This window comes from Bergeyella cardium (assembly GCF_009914665.1).
Taxonomy (GTDB): Bacteria; Bacteroidota; Bacteroidia; order Flavobacteriales; family Weeksellaceae; genus Bergeyella_A; species Bergeyella_A cardium.
Map to the genome: position 1 here is coordinate 1,679,076 of NZ_CP029149.1, position 16,691 is coordinate 1,695,766.

15 protein-coding genes are annotated in these 16,691 nt (G+C 37.0%); 10 read left to right on the forward strand and 5 right to left on the reverse strand.

The annotated features are described in order from the left end of the window. Positions 1-92: 92 nt before the first annotated feature. The 5 genes from DBX24_RS07705 to DBX24_RS07725 form a co-directional block, all read right to left on the reverse strand. The gene (locus DBX24_RS07705) at positions 93-791 is read right to left on the reverse strand and encodes a hypothetical protein (RefSeq protein ID WP_120489211.1); all 699 of its coding nucleotides are present in this window, start codon (positions 789-791) and stop codon (positions 93-95) included. Between the two features lie 318 nt (positions 792-1,109). Further along, positions 1,110-2,048, reverse strand: a complete 939-nt coding sequence (locus tag DBX24_RS07710) for a glycosyltransferase family 2 protein (RefSeq protein ID WP_160224486.1) — start codon at positions 2,046-2,048, stop codon at positions 1,110-1,112. Beyond that, entirely contained in the window at positions 2,048-3,217 is a 1,170-nt protein-coding gene (locus tag DBX24_RS07715; RefSeq protein ID WP_160224487.1) for a glycosyltransferase family 87 protein, read from the reverse strand. The genes DBX24_RS07710 and DBX24_RS07715 overlap by 1 nt, the downstream gene beginning before the upstream one ends. A 232-nt stretch (positions 3,218-3,449) precedes the next feature. Then, on the reverse strand, positions 3,450-4,262 hold the full coding sequence (locus DBX24_RS07720) for a 2,3,4,5-tetrahydropyridine-2,6-dicarboxylate N-succinyltransferase (RefSeq protein ID WP_160224488.1): 813 nt from the start codon (positions 4,260-4,262) through the stop codon (positions 3,450-3,452). Positions 4,263-4,314: 52 nt separating this feature from the next. Further along, complete coding sequence (locus DBX24_RS07725; RefSeq protein ID WP_160224489.1) at positions 4,315-4,842, reverse strand: C40 family peptidase; 528 nt, start codon at positions 4,840-4,842, stop codon at positions 4,315-4,317. A 103-nt stretch (positions 4,843-4,945) separates the two neighbouring features. On the opposite strand from DBX24_RS07725, the gene DBX24_RS07730 reads away from it, so the two are divergent. The 10 genes from DBX24_RS07730 (at position 4,946) to DBX24_RS07775 (ending at position 16,658) form a co-directional block, all read left to right on the forward strand. Then, positions 4,946-5,170: a putative signal transducing protein gene (locus DBX24_RS07730; protein WP_120489718.1), complete on the forward strand. Its 225-nt coding sequence runs from the start codon at positions 4,946-4,948 to the stop codon at positions 5,168-5,170. A 4-nt stretch (positions 5,171-5,174) separates the two neighbouring features. Further along, entirely contained in the window at positions 5,175-6,257 is a 1,083-nt protein-coding gene (locus DBX24_RS07735; protein WP_160224725.1) for a glycosyltransferase, read from the forward strand. Positions 6,258-6,350: 93 nt separating this feature from the next. Beyond that, on the forward strand, positions 6,351-7,751 hold the full coding sequence (gene lpdA / locus DBX24_RS07740; protein WP_160224490.1) for a dihydrolipoyl dehydrogenase: 1,401 nt from the start codon (positions 6,351-6,353) through the stop codon (positions 7,749-7,751). Between the two features lie 500 nt (positions 7,752-8,251). Then, complete coding sequence (gene dnaK, locus DBX24_RS07745) at positions 8,252-10,147, forward strand: molecular chaperone DnaK (protein ID WP_120489203.1); 1,896 nt, start codon at positions 8,252-8,254, stop codon at positions 10,145-10,147. A 74-nt stretch (positions 10,148-10,221) separates the two neighbouring features. Then, complete coding sequence (locus tag DBX24_RS07750) at positions 10,222-10,833, forward strand: DUF7255 family protein (RefSeq protein WP_160224491.1); 612 nt, start codon at positions 10,222-10,224, stop codon at positions 10,831-10,833. Between the two features lie 39 nt (positions 10,834-10,872). After that, positions 10,873-11,334, forward strand: a complete 462-nt coding sequence (locus tag DBX24_RS09450; protein ID WP_160224492.1) for a DUF6078 family protein — start codon at positions 10,873-10,875, stop codon at positions 11,332-11,334. 108 nt (positions 11,335-11,442) lie between these two features. Continuing rightward, the gene (locus DBX24_RS07760) at positions 11,443-11,868 is read left to right on the forward strand and encodes an SRPBCC family protein (protein WP_221411192.1); all 426 of its coding nucleotides are present in this window, start codon (positions 11,443-11,445) and stop codon (positions 11,866-11,868) included. 237 nt (positions 11,869-12,105) lie between these two features. Further along, complete coding sequence (purB, locus tag DBX24_RS07765; RefSeq protein ID WP_160224493.1) at positions 12,106-13,533, forward strand: adenylosuccinate lyase; 1,428 nt, start codon at positions 12,106-12,108, stop codon at positions 13,531-13,533. A 456-nt stretch (positions 13,534-13,989) separates the two neighbouring features. Further along, entirely contained in the window at positions 13,990-15,960 is a 1,971-nt protein-coding gene (locus tag DBX24_RS07770; protein ID WP_160224494.1) for a phage tail-like protein, read from the forward strand. Between the two features lie 287 nt (positions 15,961-16,247). Further along, positions 16,248-16,658 (forward strand): hypothetical protein, encoded by a 411-nt coding sequence (locus tag DBX24_RS07775; RefSeq protein WP_160224495.1) that lies wholly within the window; start codon positions 16,248-16,250, stop codon positions 16,656-16,658. Positions 16,659-16,691 lie beyond the last annotated feature (33 nt).

The window sequence follows — 16,691 nt, forward strand, 5'->3', positions numbered from 1 at the left end:
GGTTGATAAATAGTTTTATAGTTTAAATACAATATTGCTCTGCACAGATTTTACAGATAAATGTGCAGAGCATTTATTATGGACAGTAGATGCTATAGTAGAGGCGGAAAATCTTTTGATATGCTGGATTTATCTCGCTTTCTATCGGCTGCATTCATTTTTATAAGTATCTTAGAGATAGTGTATTCGTCTTTTTTATGAGTTCCTTTGTAAATAATTTTTCCTGCATCAGCAACTTCGCTTATATAATTATAGAGATTTTTAAATACAGGCATTGCCTGGTGAGTTGTATTCTTAGATTTGTTCATTAATGAGTTTTGGAGGACATTGAGCCTTTCCAGTTCTGTTATTGAGAGGTTTAGCTTGTCTAGAAAGCCATCAGGCATATCTGTGAGCTTATCTTTATTGGCTACGAAATGAGGGAGAAACTCTCTAAGAGTCAATACGGAGCGTTCTATATTCTTTGCGCGGAGTTGTTTACTAATTTTTGTAAGCATTGAGGACTCTATTTTGGCTCTATCGGCATATTTTTTAAGAAATAGGAGCAAATCTTTGAGTTTTGTAGCCTCTTGGTAGAGCTGTTTAGTGGTTTCCTTTTGCTGGATACGGGTTGCGCTGATTGATGTAACCTTGCGGACTTCATCTATAGCCTGCTTAAAGTTTGCCAGATAGCTTGCGTCCATTGTTTTAAAGGCAGTGGTGAAATCTGCGAGGTCTCGCTCGAAACTTACTACGATAAAATCTGCTAGTGCAGCGTAGTTTTCTTTTCTTAAATTGAGTTTGTAAGACATAACTTTTTAATTTTTTTATATTAAACAATAAGATTTTTATGATGTGATAAAATTTTTGGTAAAATTAATATTATTTATTTATACTCCAAATAATTGATGAAGATTTTTTTTAATATTTTTATTTTCTCTCTTCGATGGGGTGAGTTTTTTAATGAATAATTATTCTAATTCGGGCGATTCTATTATTACTTTATTAAGGGTTTTGTATAAAGCGATAATAAATTTGTTTTGTTTAATATCATTTTTTAGTAGTTTGATATTTTATTTTTCTATTTGAATACGAGGCTTGTATGGTTTGATACTATAGTACGGTATTTACTATAGATTATGCTCTTGTATAATGTATTCTGGGCGTATTTTGGTTTGTTTAAAGACTTTTGCGAGGTATATCCCGAGTATTCCAAGTATAGAGAGCTGTATTCCACCGAAGAAAACGACTGTCATAATCAGTGATGCCCATCCTGAAATCTCGGTGCCACTTAGAAAAGCGTAAAGTACATAAGGTATATAGAGTAGGGAGAGTAGTGAGAAGATAAACCCGAGATATACAGCGAAGTATAGAGGTTTTACACTGAATGCGGTAGCTCCTGCGAGAGCAAGATTGAGCATTTTCTTTAATGTATATTTTGTTTCTCCAGAGTGGCGGGCTTGTGCAGTGTAGGGAATATAGATTTGATTAAAGCCTACCCAAGGTACAATGCCCCGAAGGAATGGTTCGCTTTCTTTCATTGATTTTATGATACTTACGACGGATTTATCGAGGAGTCGGAAGTCTGCTGAGCCTTCTTTTATCTCTACATCTGAGATAAGATTAAGGAGTTTATAGAAATATTTTGATGTTTTATCTTTCTTTTTTGATATTTCGGCAGGGTAGGAGCGTAGTGTAGCGACTACTTGGTTTCCTTCTTCCCATTTTTGGAGTAGTGTAGGGATGAGATGGGGAGGATGCTGCATATCGGCATCCATTGAGATGACTGCGTCGCCTGTTGCATAGTCAAGACCTGCTTTTACAGCCAGCTGATGCCCAAAATTGCGAGAGAAAGAGAGAAAGTGGATGTTGGTATGCTCTGATGAAAGCTCTTGAAGGAGAGTTTTACTTCCATCGGAGCTTCCATCATCTACGAAAATGAATGAATGAGTGTATTTTTCTTTTAGCTCGCTCTCATTAAATACAGTTTTAATGGCTTGATAGAGAACTTTGATGTTATCTCTTTCATTATAGCAAGGAATAATGATTTGTATATGTTTCTTTTGCATTATTCTATGGTTTTTAGGTTATATTTTATTTCCTCGTCTTTATAGTTTAGGGTAAGCATTTCGTATATAAGAGTAAGCCAGACGAGTGTAGGAGGTATGGCTCTTAATGAATAGTGAATGATATAGTTCTCCTTAATCGGTTTGAAGAGGTCGGTAGGAGAGAGAGAGGCTAGTATTGTCAGGATAAGGAGGATTAAGTTCCAGATTTTATATTTTGATGGAGAGACGGTGTGCCATAAGCCAATACCTACATAGGCGATAATATAGGTGCTGTTCTCCGTTCCTGTGCTGAAGAGACAAAGGAAGAGGCTAATGGATGATAAGACCATTAGTCTAAACTTTAAGCTACTGAATTGCTTATATCTAAGATAGGGAAGGAGGAATAATATAATTCCAGAGAGGATAACGAGCCCGTTGTTATTGTATATACCTGTTCGCTGGAGGAAACCGAGTAGGGATAAGTTCTGCAAGTTAAAGCTAATATCTGTATTCTGCTGGTTTTTCTCTTGCAATACTAAGAACCAGCCTTTATATTGCTCAATGACGAATTCTGGTGAGGAGATAAGCATTGGTAAGCAGAAGAGTAAGATAAACCAGATGATGAGAGAGTAGATAAAGCGAAGTTTATCCTTTGCAAAGAAAAAGAATGCTAATCCTACAATTCCGTAGAGCTTTGTAAGTGTTCCGATAACGATAAATAAGGTTGCCCAATGGCTTTTCCCCTTTTCGATAAAGATAAATGTAGCAATGAGCAAGCTAATAATACTCGGGTTAAACTGTTGCATACATACGGCAGTATACAAATCATGCGTGGATATGAGTATTATACCAAAGATTTGTTGTTTTGTGAGTGGGAGCTTCATTATTGCCCAAAGGAGTAGGAATGAATTTGTGATAATCCAGAGTGATGCGCCAATTTTATCCTGTAATAAAGCAAATGGAGCGATAATCAACGAAAAGAATATGCCGTAATGATTAACATCAAAGTACTCTGAGGGATATTCTTTGTATAGTCCAGTCTCGGATAGGGTATGCCAGAATACGCCTTTGAAGATAAGGTAATTGTTAAACTGACTCTTAATAAGGATATTCTGGATGATACTTGCGAGCGTAAGTGATATCCATACGGTAGAGGCTATTATAATATTTTTAGAGTATTTCTCTTTCATTATATTCTGTTTTAGTCTTTGGATTATCTATTATGCTTGTTGGATTTTGTTTTTCACTCTTTGGATTTTGATTTTTGATTTATGGATTTTATTGTTTGTTCTTCAGTGCTTCTATTTTGCTCTTTGGATGTTGTTATTTGCTCTTAGAGTTTTCTGTTTTAGTCTTTGGAGTGAGGTTTTTAATGTATAAGATAAGGTTTAACCTTGTTAGATTAAACCTTATATCTTTTTCTTAGACTGATACACTGTTTTCTCGGAGAGCATCATTTAAGGAGGTTTTTTTATCGGTGGATTCTTTTCGTTTTCCTATAATCAGAGCGCAAGGTACTTGATATTCTCCTGCTGGAAAACTCTTTGTATAGCTTCCTGGAATCACTACGGAGCGTGATGGCACTCTTCCTTTGAGTTCTACAGGTTCTTCGCTTGTTACATCAATTATCTTGGTGGATGATGTAAGTACTACATTGGCTCCTAACACAGCTTCGCGCTCTACTATAACGCCTTCTACGACAATGCAACGAGAGCCGATGAATACATCATCTTCTATAATCACTGGTGCAGCTTGGAGAGGCTCTAATACACCACCGATACCGACACCTCCGCTTAGATGGACATTTTTACCAATCTGTGCGCAACTTCCTACAGTTGCCCAAGTATCTACCATAGTCCCAGAATCTACATAAGCACCGATATTTACATATGATGGCATCATTATAACGCCTGGTGCAAGGTATGCGCCCTGTCTTGCAATAGCGTGAGGGACTACTCTAACACCCTGATTAGCATAATCGGTTTTTAGAGGGATTTTGTCGTGGAACTCGAAGCATCCTACTTCTATCGTTTGCATTTGTTGAATAGGGAAATAGAGTATTACAGCCTTTTTAACCCATTCATTAACCTTCCAACCTTCTGATGCAGGCTCTGCGACGCGTATTTCGCCTCTATCGAGGAGTGCTATGACCTCTCGGATGGCTGCTTTGCTCTCTTCTTGTTGTAGTAACTCTCGGTTTTCCCAAATTTCTTCTATCTTCTTTTGAAGTGTCATATATTTATACTTTATTATATTGTATTTTCTTTTTAGTTTGATTTTCTTTGTTTTAGAATATCCTCTTGGCGTGTAAGAAAGCTTTATTCCAGTACTTTTCACTGAGAGAGGAGATGATGACACCTTTGGAGGTGGATGCGTGGATAAACCTGATTTCCCCACTTTCATCAATGGAATGAGCAATGCCTACATGAGAAACTCTACTCCCTCCACTGGTGGCAAAGAATAATAAATCGCCAGGCTTGATATGATTGACGGAGATAGAACTCCCTATTTCGGATTGGTCAGAGGAGCGTCTGGGGAGGGTATAATCATTCTCGGCAAAGACCGTGAGCGTAAATCCTGAGCAATCAAACCCTGAGGATGTTGTGCCACCGAATCTGTACGGCGTTCCTAAGTACTTTTCTGCGTCTTTCAGAACTTTCCTGATATGTTTCTCAGTCTTTCCACTGAATTTAGAAGTTAGATTTCTCGTTGTGCTTGACTGATAGCGTGGTTTATAGCTTGCGCGGGCTGATTTAGTCGTCGAACAGCTTGTTACAAGCATCAGGATGCTTAGTGTGAGGATAAGTTGTTTCATTATAAGTGTTTGAAGGCTTCAAATTTAGGGAAAAATAAATTGATTACAAATCGTTTTTTCTATTAGAATGCTTATCTTAGCACATTATAAAAAATCTTCTATTATGGAAAGGAAAACGAGAGTTTCAGTCTTTGAGTCTGAAAGTACAGCCGAAGTACAGCTTATTAAAGCGAGATTAGAGAATGCTGGCATTGAATGTTTTATTGAAGATAAGTACTTGTCTTTTACTACAACACCTACAGCAAATACTCTAAGGGTCTTGGTGAGTATTTTAGATGAAAAAAAGGCTTTTGAAGTTATTGACTCTTATATTAAAGAGGCGAGATAGTCTATTGATGAAGAAAGATATTATATTTATACTTCCTGACTTGGAAACAGGTGGGGCAGAGAGGATTGTTACTACTATTGCGAATCATCTTCCAAGAGATAAATTCGTACCTAAGCTAATGCTTCTTCGTAAAGAAGGTAGTTATCTTCAATTATTACGAGATGATGTGGAGGTGATAGACCTAGGTGTTCAGCGAATACGATACTCCATTCCATTTATTCTTAGGGAATTAATGAAGCGAAAACCCGATATTGTATTCTCAGGCTTTGGAGAAGTAAATGCTTATCTTTCCCTTTTTATTAGGCTCTTTCCTAAGGTAAAATTCATAGCAAGGGAAACTAATGTAGTCTCTGAACATGTGAAACGAAAGGAGATTCGCCTGTTCTATCGTTTTTATAATAATTATCATAAGATTATCTGCCAGAGCGATGATATGCAAGCTGATCTTCAAGAGAATTTTGGTGTGAAGCAAGAGAAGATGGTAAAGATTAATAATCCTGTAGATTTTGATTTTATAGACCAACAGCTCAGTATATCCTCCCAACCGCAGGCTTTAGCCTCTGAAGAATTTGATGTAAAAGATGTTTTAGCTATTGGGAACCTTTCTTCTCGCAAAGGTTTTGATAATTTACTTAGAATATTTTCTTTTCTCCGTGATGAGCCTATCAGACTGCATATTTTAGGCGATGGAAGGGAGCGTGAGCAGCTTTCTCAGCTTAAGGAGCATCTTGGGCTTTCTAATGTATTCTTCCACGGAAGGCAGCCAAACCCTTATCAGTATTTTAAATATGCTGATTTGTTTATCCTCTCCTCACGATATGAAGGTTTTCCGAATGTACTGTTAGAAGCGGGAGCTTGTGGGGTTTATTCTCTTGCCAATGACTGTCCTGGTGGTATCCGAGAGATTATTCAGCCAGGGGTAAATGGAGAGATACATCGCATAGAAGATTATGAGAGATTTGCAGAGAGAATTAAGCAGGTTCTAAAGGATATTTATGATAAAGAGAAGATTAAAGCATCCATCAGAATGCGATTTTCCAAAGAGATAATTCTCGGTAAGTATGAAGAGGTACTTGGTAATTTATGATATTATTAAGTTTTTTCGCATTAGAATCTTGTGATTCGTTTAAAAGTTGTACCTTAGCCCCAATTGAAATTTAAAAATTAAAGTATAAATAAAATGTCACAGTTTGATGTTACCATTATTGGTTCAGGTCCGGGTGGTTATGTAGCAGCGATTCGTGCTGCACAATTAGGTTTTAAAACTGCTATTATAGAGAAATATCCTACTTTGGGAGGTACTTGCCTTAATGTAGGTTGTATTCCATCTAAGGCTTTGTTAGACAGTTCAGAACATTTTGAAAAAGCTAAACACGAGTTTGCAAATTTGGGGATTCTAATTAATGAACCCAAGGTAGATTTGCCGAGAATGATTGCTCGTAAAAATGAAGTGGTAGAGACTACTACCAAGGGAATTAATTACCTTATGGATAAAAATAAGGTAACCGTTTTCCAAGGGGTGGGGAGTTTTGAATCTGCTACTAAGGTAAAGATTACTAAAAATGACGGTTCTACCGAAACCATTGAATCTAAGTATATCATCATTGCTACGGGGTCTAAGCCGTCATCATTGCCGTTTATCAATATTGATAAGGAGAGGATTATTACTTCCACAGAGGCGTTAAATCTACAGAAAGTACCTAAAAAACTCCTTGTTATTGGTGGGGGAGTTATCGGTTTAGAGCTTGGTTCTGTGTATTTAAGGCTTGGAGCAGAGGTTACTGTAATAGAGTATTTGGATAAGATTATCCCAGGTATGGACGGCTCATTGTCTAAAGAACTTCAAAAAGTATTGAAGAAGCAGGGAATGAAATTTGAGCTTTCTACTGCAGTTTCTGCTGTGGAGAGAAATGGAGACTCTGTAAAAATCACTGCAACCAATAAGAAAGGAGAGGTGAGTTTTGAGGGAGATTATTGCCTGGTATCTGTGGGGAGGAGACCTTATACTGATGGCCTCGGCTTGGAAAATGCAGGTGTAGAGCTTGATGAGAGGGGTAGAGTAAAGGTAAATGACCATTTACAGACGAATGTATCCAATATCTATGCAATAGGAGATGTGGTGAAAGGAGCAATGCTTGCTCACAAAGCTGAGGAAGAAGGTGTATTCGTGGTAGAAAGCCTTGCTGGTCAGAAACCTCACATTAACTATGACCTTATACCTGGGGTTGTTTATACTTGGCCAGAAGTTGCAGGAGTAGGCAAAACTGAAGAACAGCTAAAAGAAGCAGGGGTAGAGTATAAAGTGGGTAATTTCCCTATGAGAGCTTTGGGTAGAAGCCGTGCTTCTGGAGATACTGACGGCTTTGTAAAGATTCTGGCAGATGCTAAAACAGATGAAATCCTCGGTTTCCATATGATAGGAGCAAGGGCGGCAGACCTTATTGCAGAGGGCGTTACGGCAATGGAATTCCGTGCTTCTGCAGAGGATCTCACCAGAATGTCTCACGCGCACCCTACCTATGCAGAGGCCGTAAAAGAAGCGGCACTTGATGCTACAGCTAAAAGACCGCTACATATATAGAGGTTTTAGAGTATAAAATACAGGTTTAGAGATGTTGACAATTTTGTCAGCATCTCTATTTTTTTTATGATTTTGATGACTCATGCTATTCAAAATGTAAGAGTTAAATAAAGTTAATAGGATTAATAAGCAAAATACTATGTTTTTCATAACTATGAATTTTAAAATATGAAAGCAGGAATTCTTGATTTCCTGCTGTGCAAATTTTTTTTCATCACTATGAAATTCCAATTTTATCACTACGAAACTCCAATTTCATCACTATGAAATTGAAATTGTCACGCGTGGAAAATTTTCAGGCTACTTTTTGTCATTTTAATCGGGAGCTGGCAGAGGTTTTCCTATTACATTTGTCATTAATAAAAATTATTTTATGTCATTTTGTCATAAAAACGAAAAGAAAAATCTCTGGTATGGAATTAGCCAATACGGCGATGTCGTTTTAGAGGAGAAACCTCACGACAATCATTTAAATTTTAATTAAAAAATAAGAAAATATTATGAGTAAAATTATTGGAATTGACCTTGGAACAACCAACTCTTGTGTTTCAGTTATGGAAGGGAAAGACCCTGTGGTTATCCCAAATGCGGAGGGCAAAAGAACAACGCCTTCTATCGTAGCCTTTACCGAAGACGGTGAGAGAAAAGTGGGAGACCCAGCGAAAAGACAAGCGGTTACCAACCCTAAGAAAACCGTATACTCTATAAAGAGATTTATGGGTACTCACTATTCAGACGATGCAAATGAGATTTCAAAAGTGCCGTATGAAGTGGTGAAAGGAGCAAATGATACCGTAAAAGTAAAGATTGATGATAGAGAATATACGCCACAGGAAATTTCTGCAATGACACTTCAAAAGATGAAGAAAACCGCAGAGGATTATCTCGGTCAGGAAGTAACCAGAGCCGTAATTACCGTGCCTGCTTACTTTAATGATGCACAGAGACAGGCAACCAAAGAAGCTGGTGAAATCGCCGGTCTTAAAGTAGAAAGAATTATTAATGAGCCAACGGCTGCAGCATTGGCTTATGGTCTTGATAAGAGCCATAAAGATCAGAAAATAGCAGTATATGACCTCGGTGGGGGTACTTTTGATATCTCAATCCTTGACCTTGGTGATGGTGTATTTGAAGTGCTCTCTACCAATGGAGATACTCACCTTGGAGGTGATGACTTTGATGAAGTGATTATCAACTGGCTTGCAGATGAGTTTAAAGCAGAGGAAGGTGTAGATTTAAAGGCTGATGCCATTGCTCTTCAAAGATTGAAAGAAGCAGCTGAGAAAGCTAAAATTGAACTTTCTGCCTCTTCACAAACCGAAATCAATCTTCCGTACATCACAGCTACGGCATCTGGACCTAAGCACCTTGTGAAAACCCTTACAAGAGCTAAATTTGAGCAGCTTTCTGCCGACCTTGTGAGACGCTCTATGGAGCCTTGCAAAAAAGCACTTCAAGATGCAGGACTATCTACATCTGATATAGATGAAGTTATCCTTGTAGGAGGCTCTACCCGTATCCCAATTATTCAAGAAGAAGTAGAAAAATTCTTCGGTAAGAAGCCTTCCAAAGGGGTAAACCCAGATGAAGTAGTTGCCATAGGAGCTGCTATTCAGGGAGGTGTGCTTACAGGAGATGTGAAAGATGTGTTACTCCTTGATGTAACTCCGCTTTCTCTCGGTATAGAAACAATGGGTAGCGTATTTACTAAACTTATTGAGGCAAATACTACGATACCTACAAGAAAATCTGAGGTATTCTCTACCGCAGCAGATAACCAGCCAGCAGTAACCATCAGAGTAGGTCAGGGAGAAAGACCGATGTTTAATGATAATAAAGAAATCGGAAGATTTGAATTAACAGATATCCCACCAGCTCCAAGAGGTGTTCCTCAGATTGAAGTAACATTTGATATCGATGCAAACGGTATATTAAGCGTTTCTGCGAAAGATAAAGGTACAGGTAAGGAGCAGTCTATCAAGATTCAAGCATCTTCTGGATTGTCTGATGAGGAAATAGAGAGAATGAAGAAAGAAGCTCAGGAAAACTCTGCTGCCGATGCTAAGAGAAAAGAAGAGGCAGACCTTCTCAATAAAGCTGATGGACAAGTATTCCAGACAGAAAAGCAGTTGAAAGAATTTGGAGATAAAATTCCAGCAGATAAGAAAGCTGCTATAGAAACTGCAGCAGCCGAGCTGAAAACAGCCTTTGAAGCAAAAGATTTAGAAGCTATTAAAACTAAATCTGAAGCTCTTGATGCCGCTTGGATGGCCGCTTCTGAAGAACTTTACAAAGCTCAAGCAGAACAGCAGGGTGCAAACCCAACCGATGGTGCTAAAACTAACACAGGAGCTACCGATGATGTTCAAGACGCAGACTTTGAAGAAGTGAAGTAAAGAACATAATAAGTATATTACAATAAAAGAGGGGATTCTAATATTCTCCTCTTTTGTTTTATTCAATCTAAACAATGAAAAAAGAGAATATCTTAAAGCAAATAGTATTGCAAGAATATGGGGAAAAGAAGCACCCAAAACTAACTAAGAATCAGTTCTCACTTTCATCTGAACTGTATTTTGAAGTAGAAAGAATGTACAAAGAATTAGGGGGAACACAGGAAGAACCTCCATTGAAGTTTGGGGCATGGGATATTTCAACTCCTAAATTTATCATGGAATTAGATGAAGAGAATCATTTCAATAGATATAGATTACAGACCTTAAACTCTAATATTTATCAGAGCATAAAGGGATTTCCTTTGGATGCATATAAACAATTTTGTGTACAGTATGAGTCTTGTTGCCGTAAATTCGGAGGATATTGGAAATCCGATTCTTCAGAGAATTTATTTATGAAAAGTAATGATAATGGATGCTTAAATGGAGCTGGAAGTTCAAGATGGAAGCAACGTGCTTTTTACGATTTCCTAAGAGATGTAACTGGACTTATAAAAGGAATACCTGTTATTCGTTTATCCATTTATCAAACATTTAAGGGTAAGAATGTCCAAAATATTATAGAGTCTAAGGATAAAATTATGATTTTAGATTTGGTAAAGACTACGATTGAAGAATGGTCGTAGGATTTCACCTGCTACATTAATATAAAAAAATTATACTCTATGACCCTTGAACAATACAACCAACTACCCTACGACTACGCACACTGTGCTGGCACTCACTGTAAGAAAGCCAGCCAGTGTTTACACCATACCGCCTACACGATGCTCGAAATGGGTGGACGGAAGCAGTATATGATAGTGAACTCGAAAGTGATTGCGGACAAGCAGCCTTGTCCGTTCTTCGACCCTAACCGCAAGGAACGTTTTGCATGGGGAATATCACGAATCTATGATAACGTACGGGTGGCTGATTTAAGTGATATCCGCCAAAATCTTATCTACACCTTTGGCCGCACGGCCTATTATCGGATTAAACGAAAAGAGCGTGTACTGACTGAAAGTGAGCAAAAGGAGTTGGCTCAATCCATCGGCATTACTCTTGATGGCATTAAATATCATATTAAGAATATGACTAAGCAAGGACTCATCAAGCACGAAGGTTCTACAAAGGCTGAAAAGTAGATAATAATCAAATAGAATATGAAGAATATGTTGTACATAATATTGAGCGGGCTTTTATTGCTTGTATTGGTTGTTGTTCTCATAGGAGTACTTCTTCCGAGAACCAGAATGGAGACAAAACAATGTATTTTGAATGCCCCTATTGATGTCGTTTTTGCTATCGTGACCAACAATCAAGATTGGCATTACAGAAGTTCTTTGGATGATTTGGAGATCATCCGTACCCAAGGGGATATTGAAGAATGGGAAGAGACTGCTAATGGTGTAACAATTCGTTTTAAAACACTTGAGAAGATACCACACTCTTTCTACAGCTTTAAGATGGATAGTAAAATGTTCACAGGAGAGTGGCAGGCAACATTCGAACCAGAGGAAGGTGGTAAAACTCTATTTACTGCAACAGAGAAGATCGAATACAAGAATTTAATCTATCGCTTAGTTGGGTATGCTTTTATGGACTTAAACAAGTTTATGACTATATACCAAGAAGAGCTCACAGCTCGAATAGAACTTGAAAAAACAAAGGCAAAATGATATATAAATCCATATAATATGCTCTGAAATAGTAAGAGTAGTATTTTTGCTTTATTTAGGAGATTATTCTCTTTCATTTTTAATATAAACGTCTTCTTTCTTATTGTGAATATATTATATTTTTCATTATCTTTTTAGAATATTAATTATAAGTTATCCTTAATTAGCTTTTATAGCAGTGATATCCCTTAAAGTTTTTCTATATTTGCCTGTATTAAAAAATCTAAAAAAATAAGAATGAATACTTACAAAAACCCTTTGGAGGAGCGATATTCCAGTGAGGAGATGCTCTATAATTTTTCACCGAATAATAAGTTTAGAACTTGGAGAAAACTCTGGATTGCACTTGCAGAGATTGAAAGAGATTTAGGATTGGATATTTCTGAGGAGCAAATCCGCCAGCTGAAGGAGCAAGCGGAGAACATTGATTTTGCTAAAGCAGCCGAATATGAAAAGAAATTCCGCCACGATGTAATGGCGCATGTGCATACTTATGGAGATGTGGCGCCGCTTGCAAAGGGCATTATCCATTTGGGGGCAACTTCCGCATTCGTAGGGGATAATACCGACCTTATCCAGATTCGCGACGGGCTTAAGATTATCCGCAAGCAGCTCATCAATGTGATGAAGAAATTATCGGATTTTGCCCTAAAATATAAAGACCTCCCAACGCTGGGCTTTACGCATTTTCAGCCCGCGCAGCTCACCACAGTGGGCAAGAGGGCTACGCTTTGGCTGCAGTCTCTGATTTTAGATTTTGAGGAATTAGAATTTTTCCTCGAAACACTCAGATTCCGCGGGGTGAAAGGTACTACGGGTACGGCAGCGAGCTTCCTCGAGCTGTTTAATGGAGATTATTCCAAAGTAAAACACTTGGACAGGGAGCTTTCCAAAAGGTTTGGCTTTGAGAAAGTCTTCGGTGTATCGGGGCAAACCTATGATCGCAAGATAGATGCTAAGGTGGTTGCGTTATTATCAAACATCGCTCAGTCAGCCCACAAATTCACGAATGACCTTCGCCTTCTTCAGAACCTTAAAGAGGTGGAAGAGCCTTTTGAGAAGAATCAAATCGGTTCATCGGCTATGGCATACAAGAGAAATCCGATGCGCTCGGAGAGAATCGGTGCTTTGGCAAAATTCGTAATGTCAGTATCCTCTGGTTCGGCTATGGTAGCCTCCACACAGTGGTTTGAGCGTACGCTAGATGACTCGGCAAACAAGCGACTTACCATTCCGCAGGCGTTCCTTGCCGTAGATGCCATCCTCCTTATCTGGAATAATATAATGAGCGGTCTGGTGGTTTATGAAAACCGAATCCATAAGCATATAATGGAGGAGCTACCGTTTATGGCGACCGAATACATCATAATGGAGGAAGTAAAAGCGGGTGGTGACCGCCAAGAAATCCACGAAACCATTCGCCAGCACTCGATGGAAGCGAGTAAAAAAGTAAAAATTGAAGGTAAAGACAACGACCTTATAGAACGAATAATGAGCGACTCTTCCCTCAAAATGGATAAATCAAAAATCGCTGAAGTCCTCGAACCGAAAAACTTCATTGGTTTTGCTCCAATCCAAACCGAAGAGTTTGTAAATAATGAAGTGCAGCCTATACTTGATAAATACAAATACTTGATAGGCTTAGAAGCAGATTTGAAGGTTTGAGGTTATTTTTAATTATAAAGCCTAATATCAGTAACTTAAAGATAATTGAAAGGCTTTGCCAAATTTGATAGAAAATAGAAGACTTCTACTTTTTTTAGTGGAAGTCTTTATATATTATATAGAAACTTTTTTTGAGAAAGAATTTTTATTAATTACATAAAAAATTATGACAGCATAAAATTGAAAATAAGAAGAAAGGAAACTCTTTTTTTTTGATAGTGAAAATTGAGATTTCTGCAAGAAAAAACTGTATATTTGCGCGCATTTATTTTTTTAATTAAATAGTAAGTATTAAAAAAGATATTATAAATTGTAGTTTAATTAAAAATTTAATAAATACTATTTTTAAGAAAGTAATAAGCTTTAAAATATCCCCTTGTTTAAAGTGAAAAGAAATTATTAAATAACAAAGCTCTCGGAAAAGGGGAGGGAGCGCAAATACTAAATATACTATAAATGGAGAAAAAACTATTTCTAAAAGCTGGTGCAATGGCTTTTTTAGGATTTGGCGTAATGCTAAGTGCACAAGAAAAGTACGATGGAAAGTTAGGATTAAACACTGATACTCCAAAGGCTACAATGGATATTCAGCCTAGTTCTGAGAATGCAAAAGAAACTTCAACAACCAAAGAGGGATTGCTTATCCCAAGATTAAGTAAAAAGAGACTTGCAAATATTGAAAGTCCAGAGAAATCTACCCTTGTGTATGTAAATAACATTACCTATACAGGTACAGATACTAAGGTATCCGAAGTGAAAAGTGAGGGTTTCTACTACTATAATGGTACTAAATGGGTAAGTACAGATAGTAATCTCTGGGCTCAGAGAACAGATAATGGGGTTATCAAAACTTATCTAAAACCAGCAGAAGGTAATAATGATGTAGTGTCTTATGGTTCTAATAGAAAAATTACCTTTAATTTGGGTGGAGTTACGGAAAATGATTTACTATGGCATAGAGGTTCAGGTGTAAAAGGTTATGTAGAAAATACGATTCCTTTTGCCTTTCTTTCAAGCTCAGATACGCTTCCTAAGGAAGGTTTTGGAACCAATAAAGAATATTATTCATTCTTCCAGAATAATGCAATTATAAAGGAAGGTCATGTGAGTAAAGTAAAGCCTAATTCTATTTATCAGCTTTCTGAAAATAGAGTGGTAGCAAAAGATATTACATCTACATTGGGAAGCATATATGGAGCAAACTCAAGTGTAGATTTATTTTCAAACAATAAGGTAGATAATGTAATAGGTGCAGCAGGAGTAGTAACCGTAGGCACACCTGATAGTACTTACAGACCTGCACTTGAAAATGCAATAGGAGGTAGATTTAGTGCAAGAAACTATGCTAGTGGAGTTGAAAGGCTTTATGGTATGAGAGCTATAGTACATAATTTTGGACAGGCTAAAACTATCAGAGGGGTAGCATCAGAAGTTGCAACTCAAACCGTTCCTAGGGGGGGAAGTAATACTCCGCATAATGTAGAGGGTATTATAGGAATTGATAACTATGTTAATATAGCACCTCAAGCAACAGCTAGTTATTCTTATAATCAGAAAAATAATATTACTCTAAATGAAAATTCAACCAGTGAAAGAGTAAGGGGAACTATTCAGTTTATCGCAACAGAGTCAGGTGCTAAAGCTACTACTCTTATTGGGCATCAATCAGTATCAAATATAAAATCGGGCAGTACAATTACAAGCTATGAAGATTATTCTACTTATTCTACTGTAGAAGCAGGAGCTAATATAGATACTTATAAGGCATTTAATTTTTATCCTCAAGCTGTTACAGGAGGGACGATTAAGAAAATGTATGGACTTCATATAGGTAATGTAGAAGCGGGTTCTGAAATTAATAGAGCGATTCATACTGAAAGCGGAGATATTCGTTTTGGCTCATTAAAAAGCACAAGTACAGGCTATCGCCAAGTATATGTAGATAAAGATGGAGTGTTAAAAGCAGGAACTAATGCTAGCCAGACATTAGCTCAACTTTGGGAAAAAGATTCTAATAATGGTAATATAAAATTAGTAGGAAGAGATGATGTGAGTATAGACAATACAGGTAGTCTATTAGCTAGTTCATTTGTAGGTAAAAATGGTGCAAGTATTTTCCCAGACTATGTATTTCAGAAGTATTATACGGGGGATTCTACCATTAAACCAGACTATACTTTTGCAAGTCTTTCTCAAGTAGAGAATTTTGTAAAACAGAATGGGCATTTGCCAGGCTATAAATCTGCTGAGGCTATTAAAAAGCAAGGCTATATAGACCTGATGGATACTCAGCTTAAAAATGTGGAGAAAATAGAAGAACTTTATCTACACACTATTGAGCAAGATAAGAAGCTAAAAGAGAAAGATGCAGAAATCGCTGAACTAAAATCTCGATTGGAGAGATTAGAAAAACTTTTAGTAGAGTAAATATAAAATGCTTATCAATAGCCCTCTTATATCAGTAAGAGGGCTATTTCTTTCTCATCTTATCAAGTATAAGATAATCAGCATTCAAGGTTGAGTAACCACTTCCCTGTAAAATTATCCGAAAGTTCCTTTAAAGCAATCACTATTATGAGAGGTTAAAATCCATATTTATTGTATATTTGTGCAGAAAAATTCAGAATTTCTGGATAAGCAAAGTAAAAATGAAAAAAATCACCTTTCTACTATTGGTGTTGATACTGGGGTTCTGCAAGGCAAACCCTGTACAAATGTCACTCAATAACTCCCCAAAAGAATATTTAAAAGAGGAAATACAAATCGTATTTTCTAAGGATATTAAGTTGAAATGGGATATCGCAAAGAGCAGATTTGTGAAAGATTCTTACTATGAAAATATCAAAAATAATCGTGAATTAATAAAAAAACTATTCAATAGCATTACTGATACTACCGATTTAAAAATAAAAACCGATACCAAGACCAATACTTTAAAAAAAGGCGATATTGCCTTTTTATATTTGAATGAAACAGGTGAAATTCAACTTTATAAATGTCTAAAAATCCAGTTTGATATCCTTGACAAAAGTAGAATACCCTACGGACTGCTGGATTATTTGGAAACTAACCGAGCAGAAGTAGCCAAAAAGGTAAAGGAATGCCACCAAAATAAGAAAGGATAATGAATATTATACAGAATAACTTCTTAAAAGATT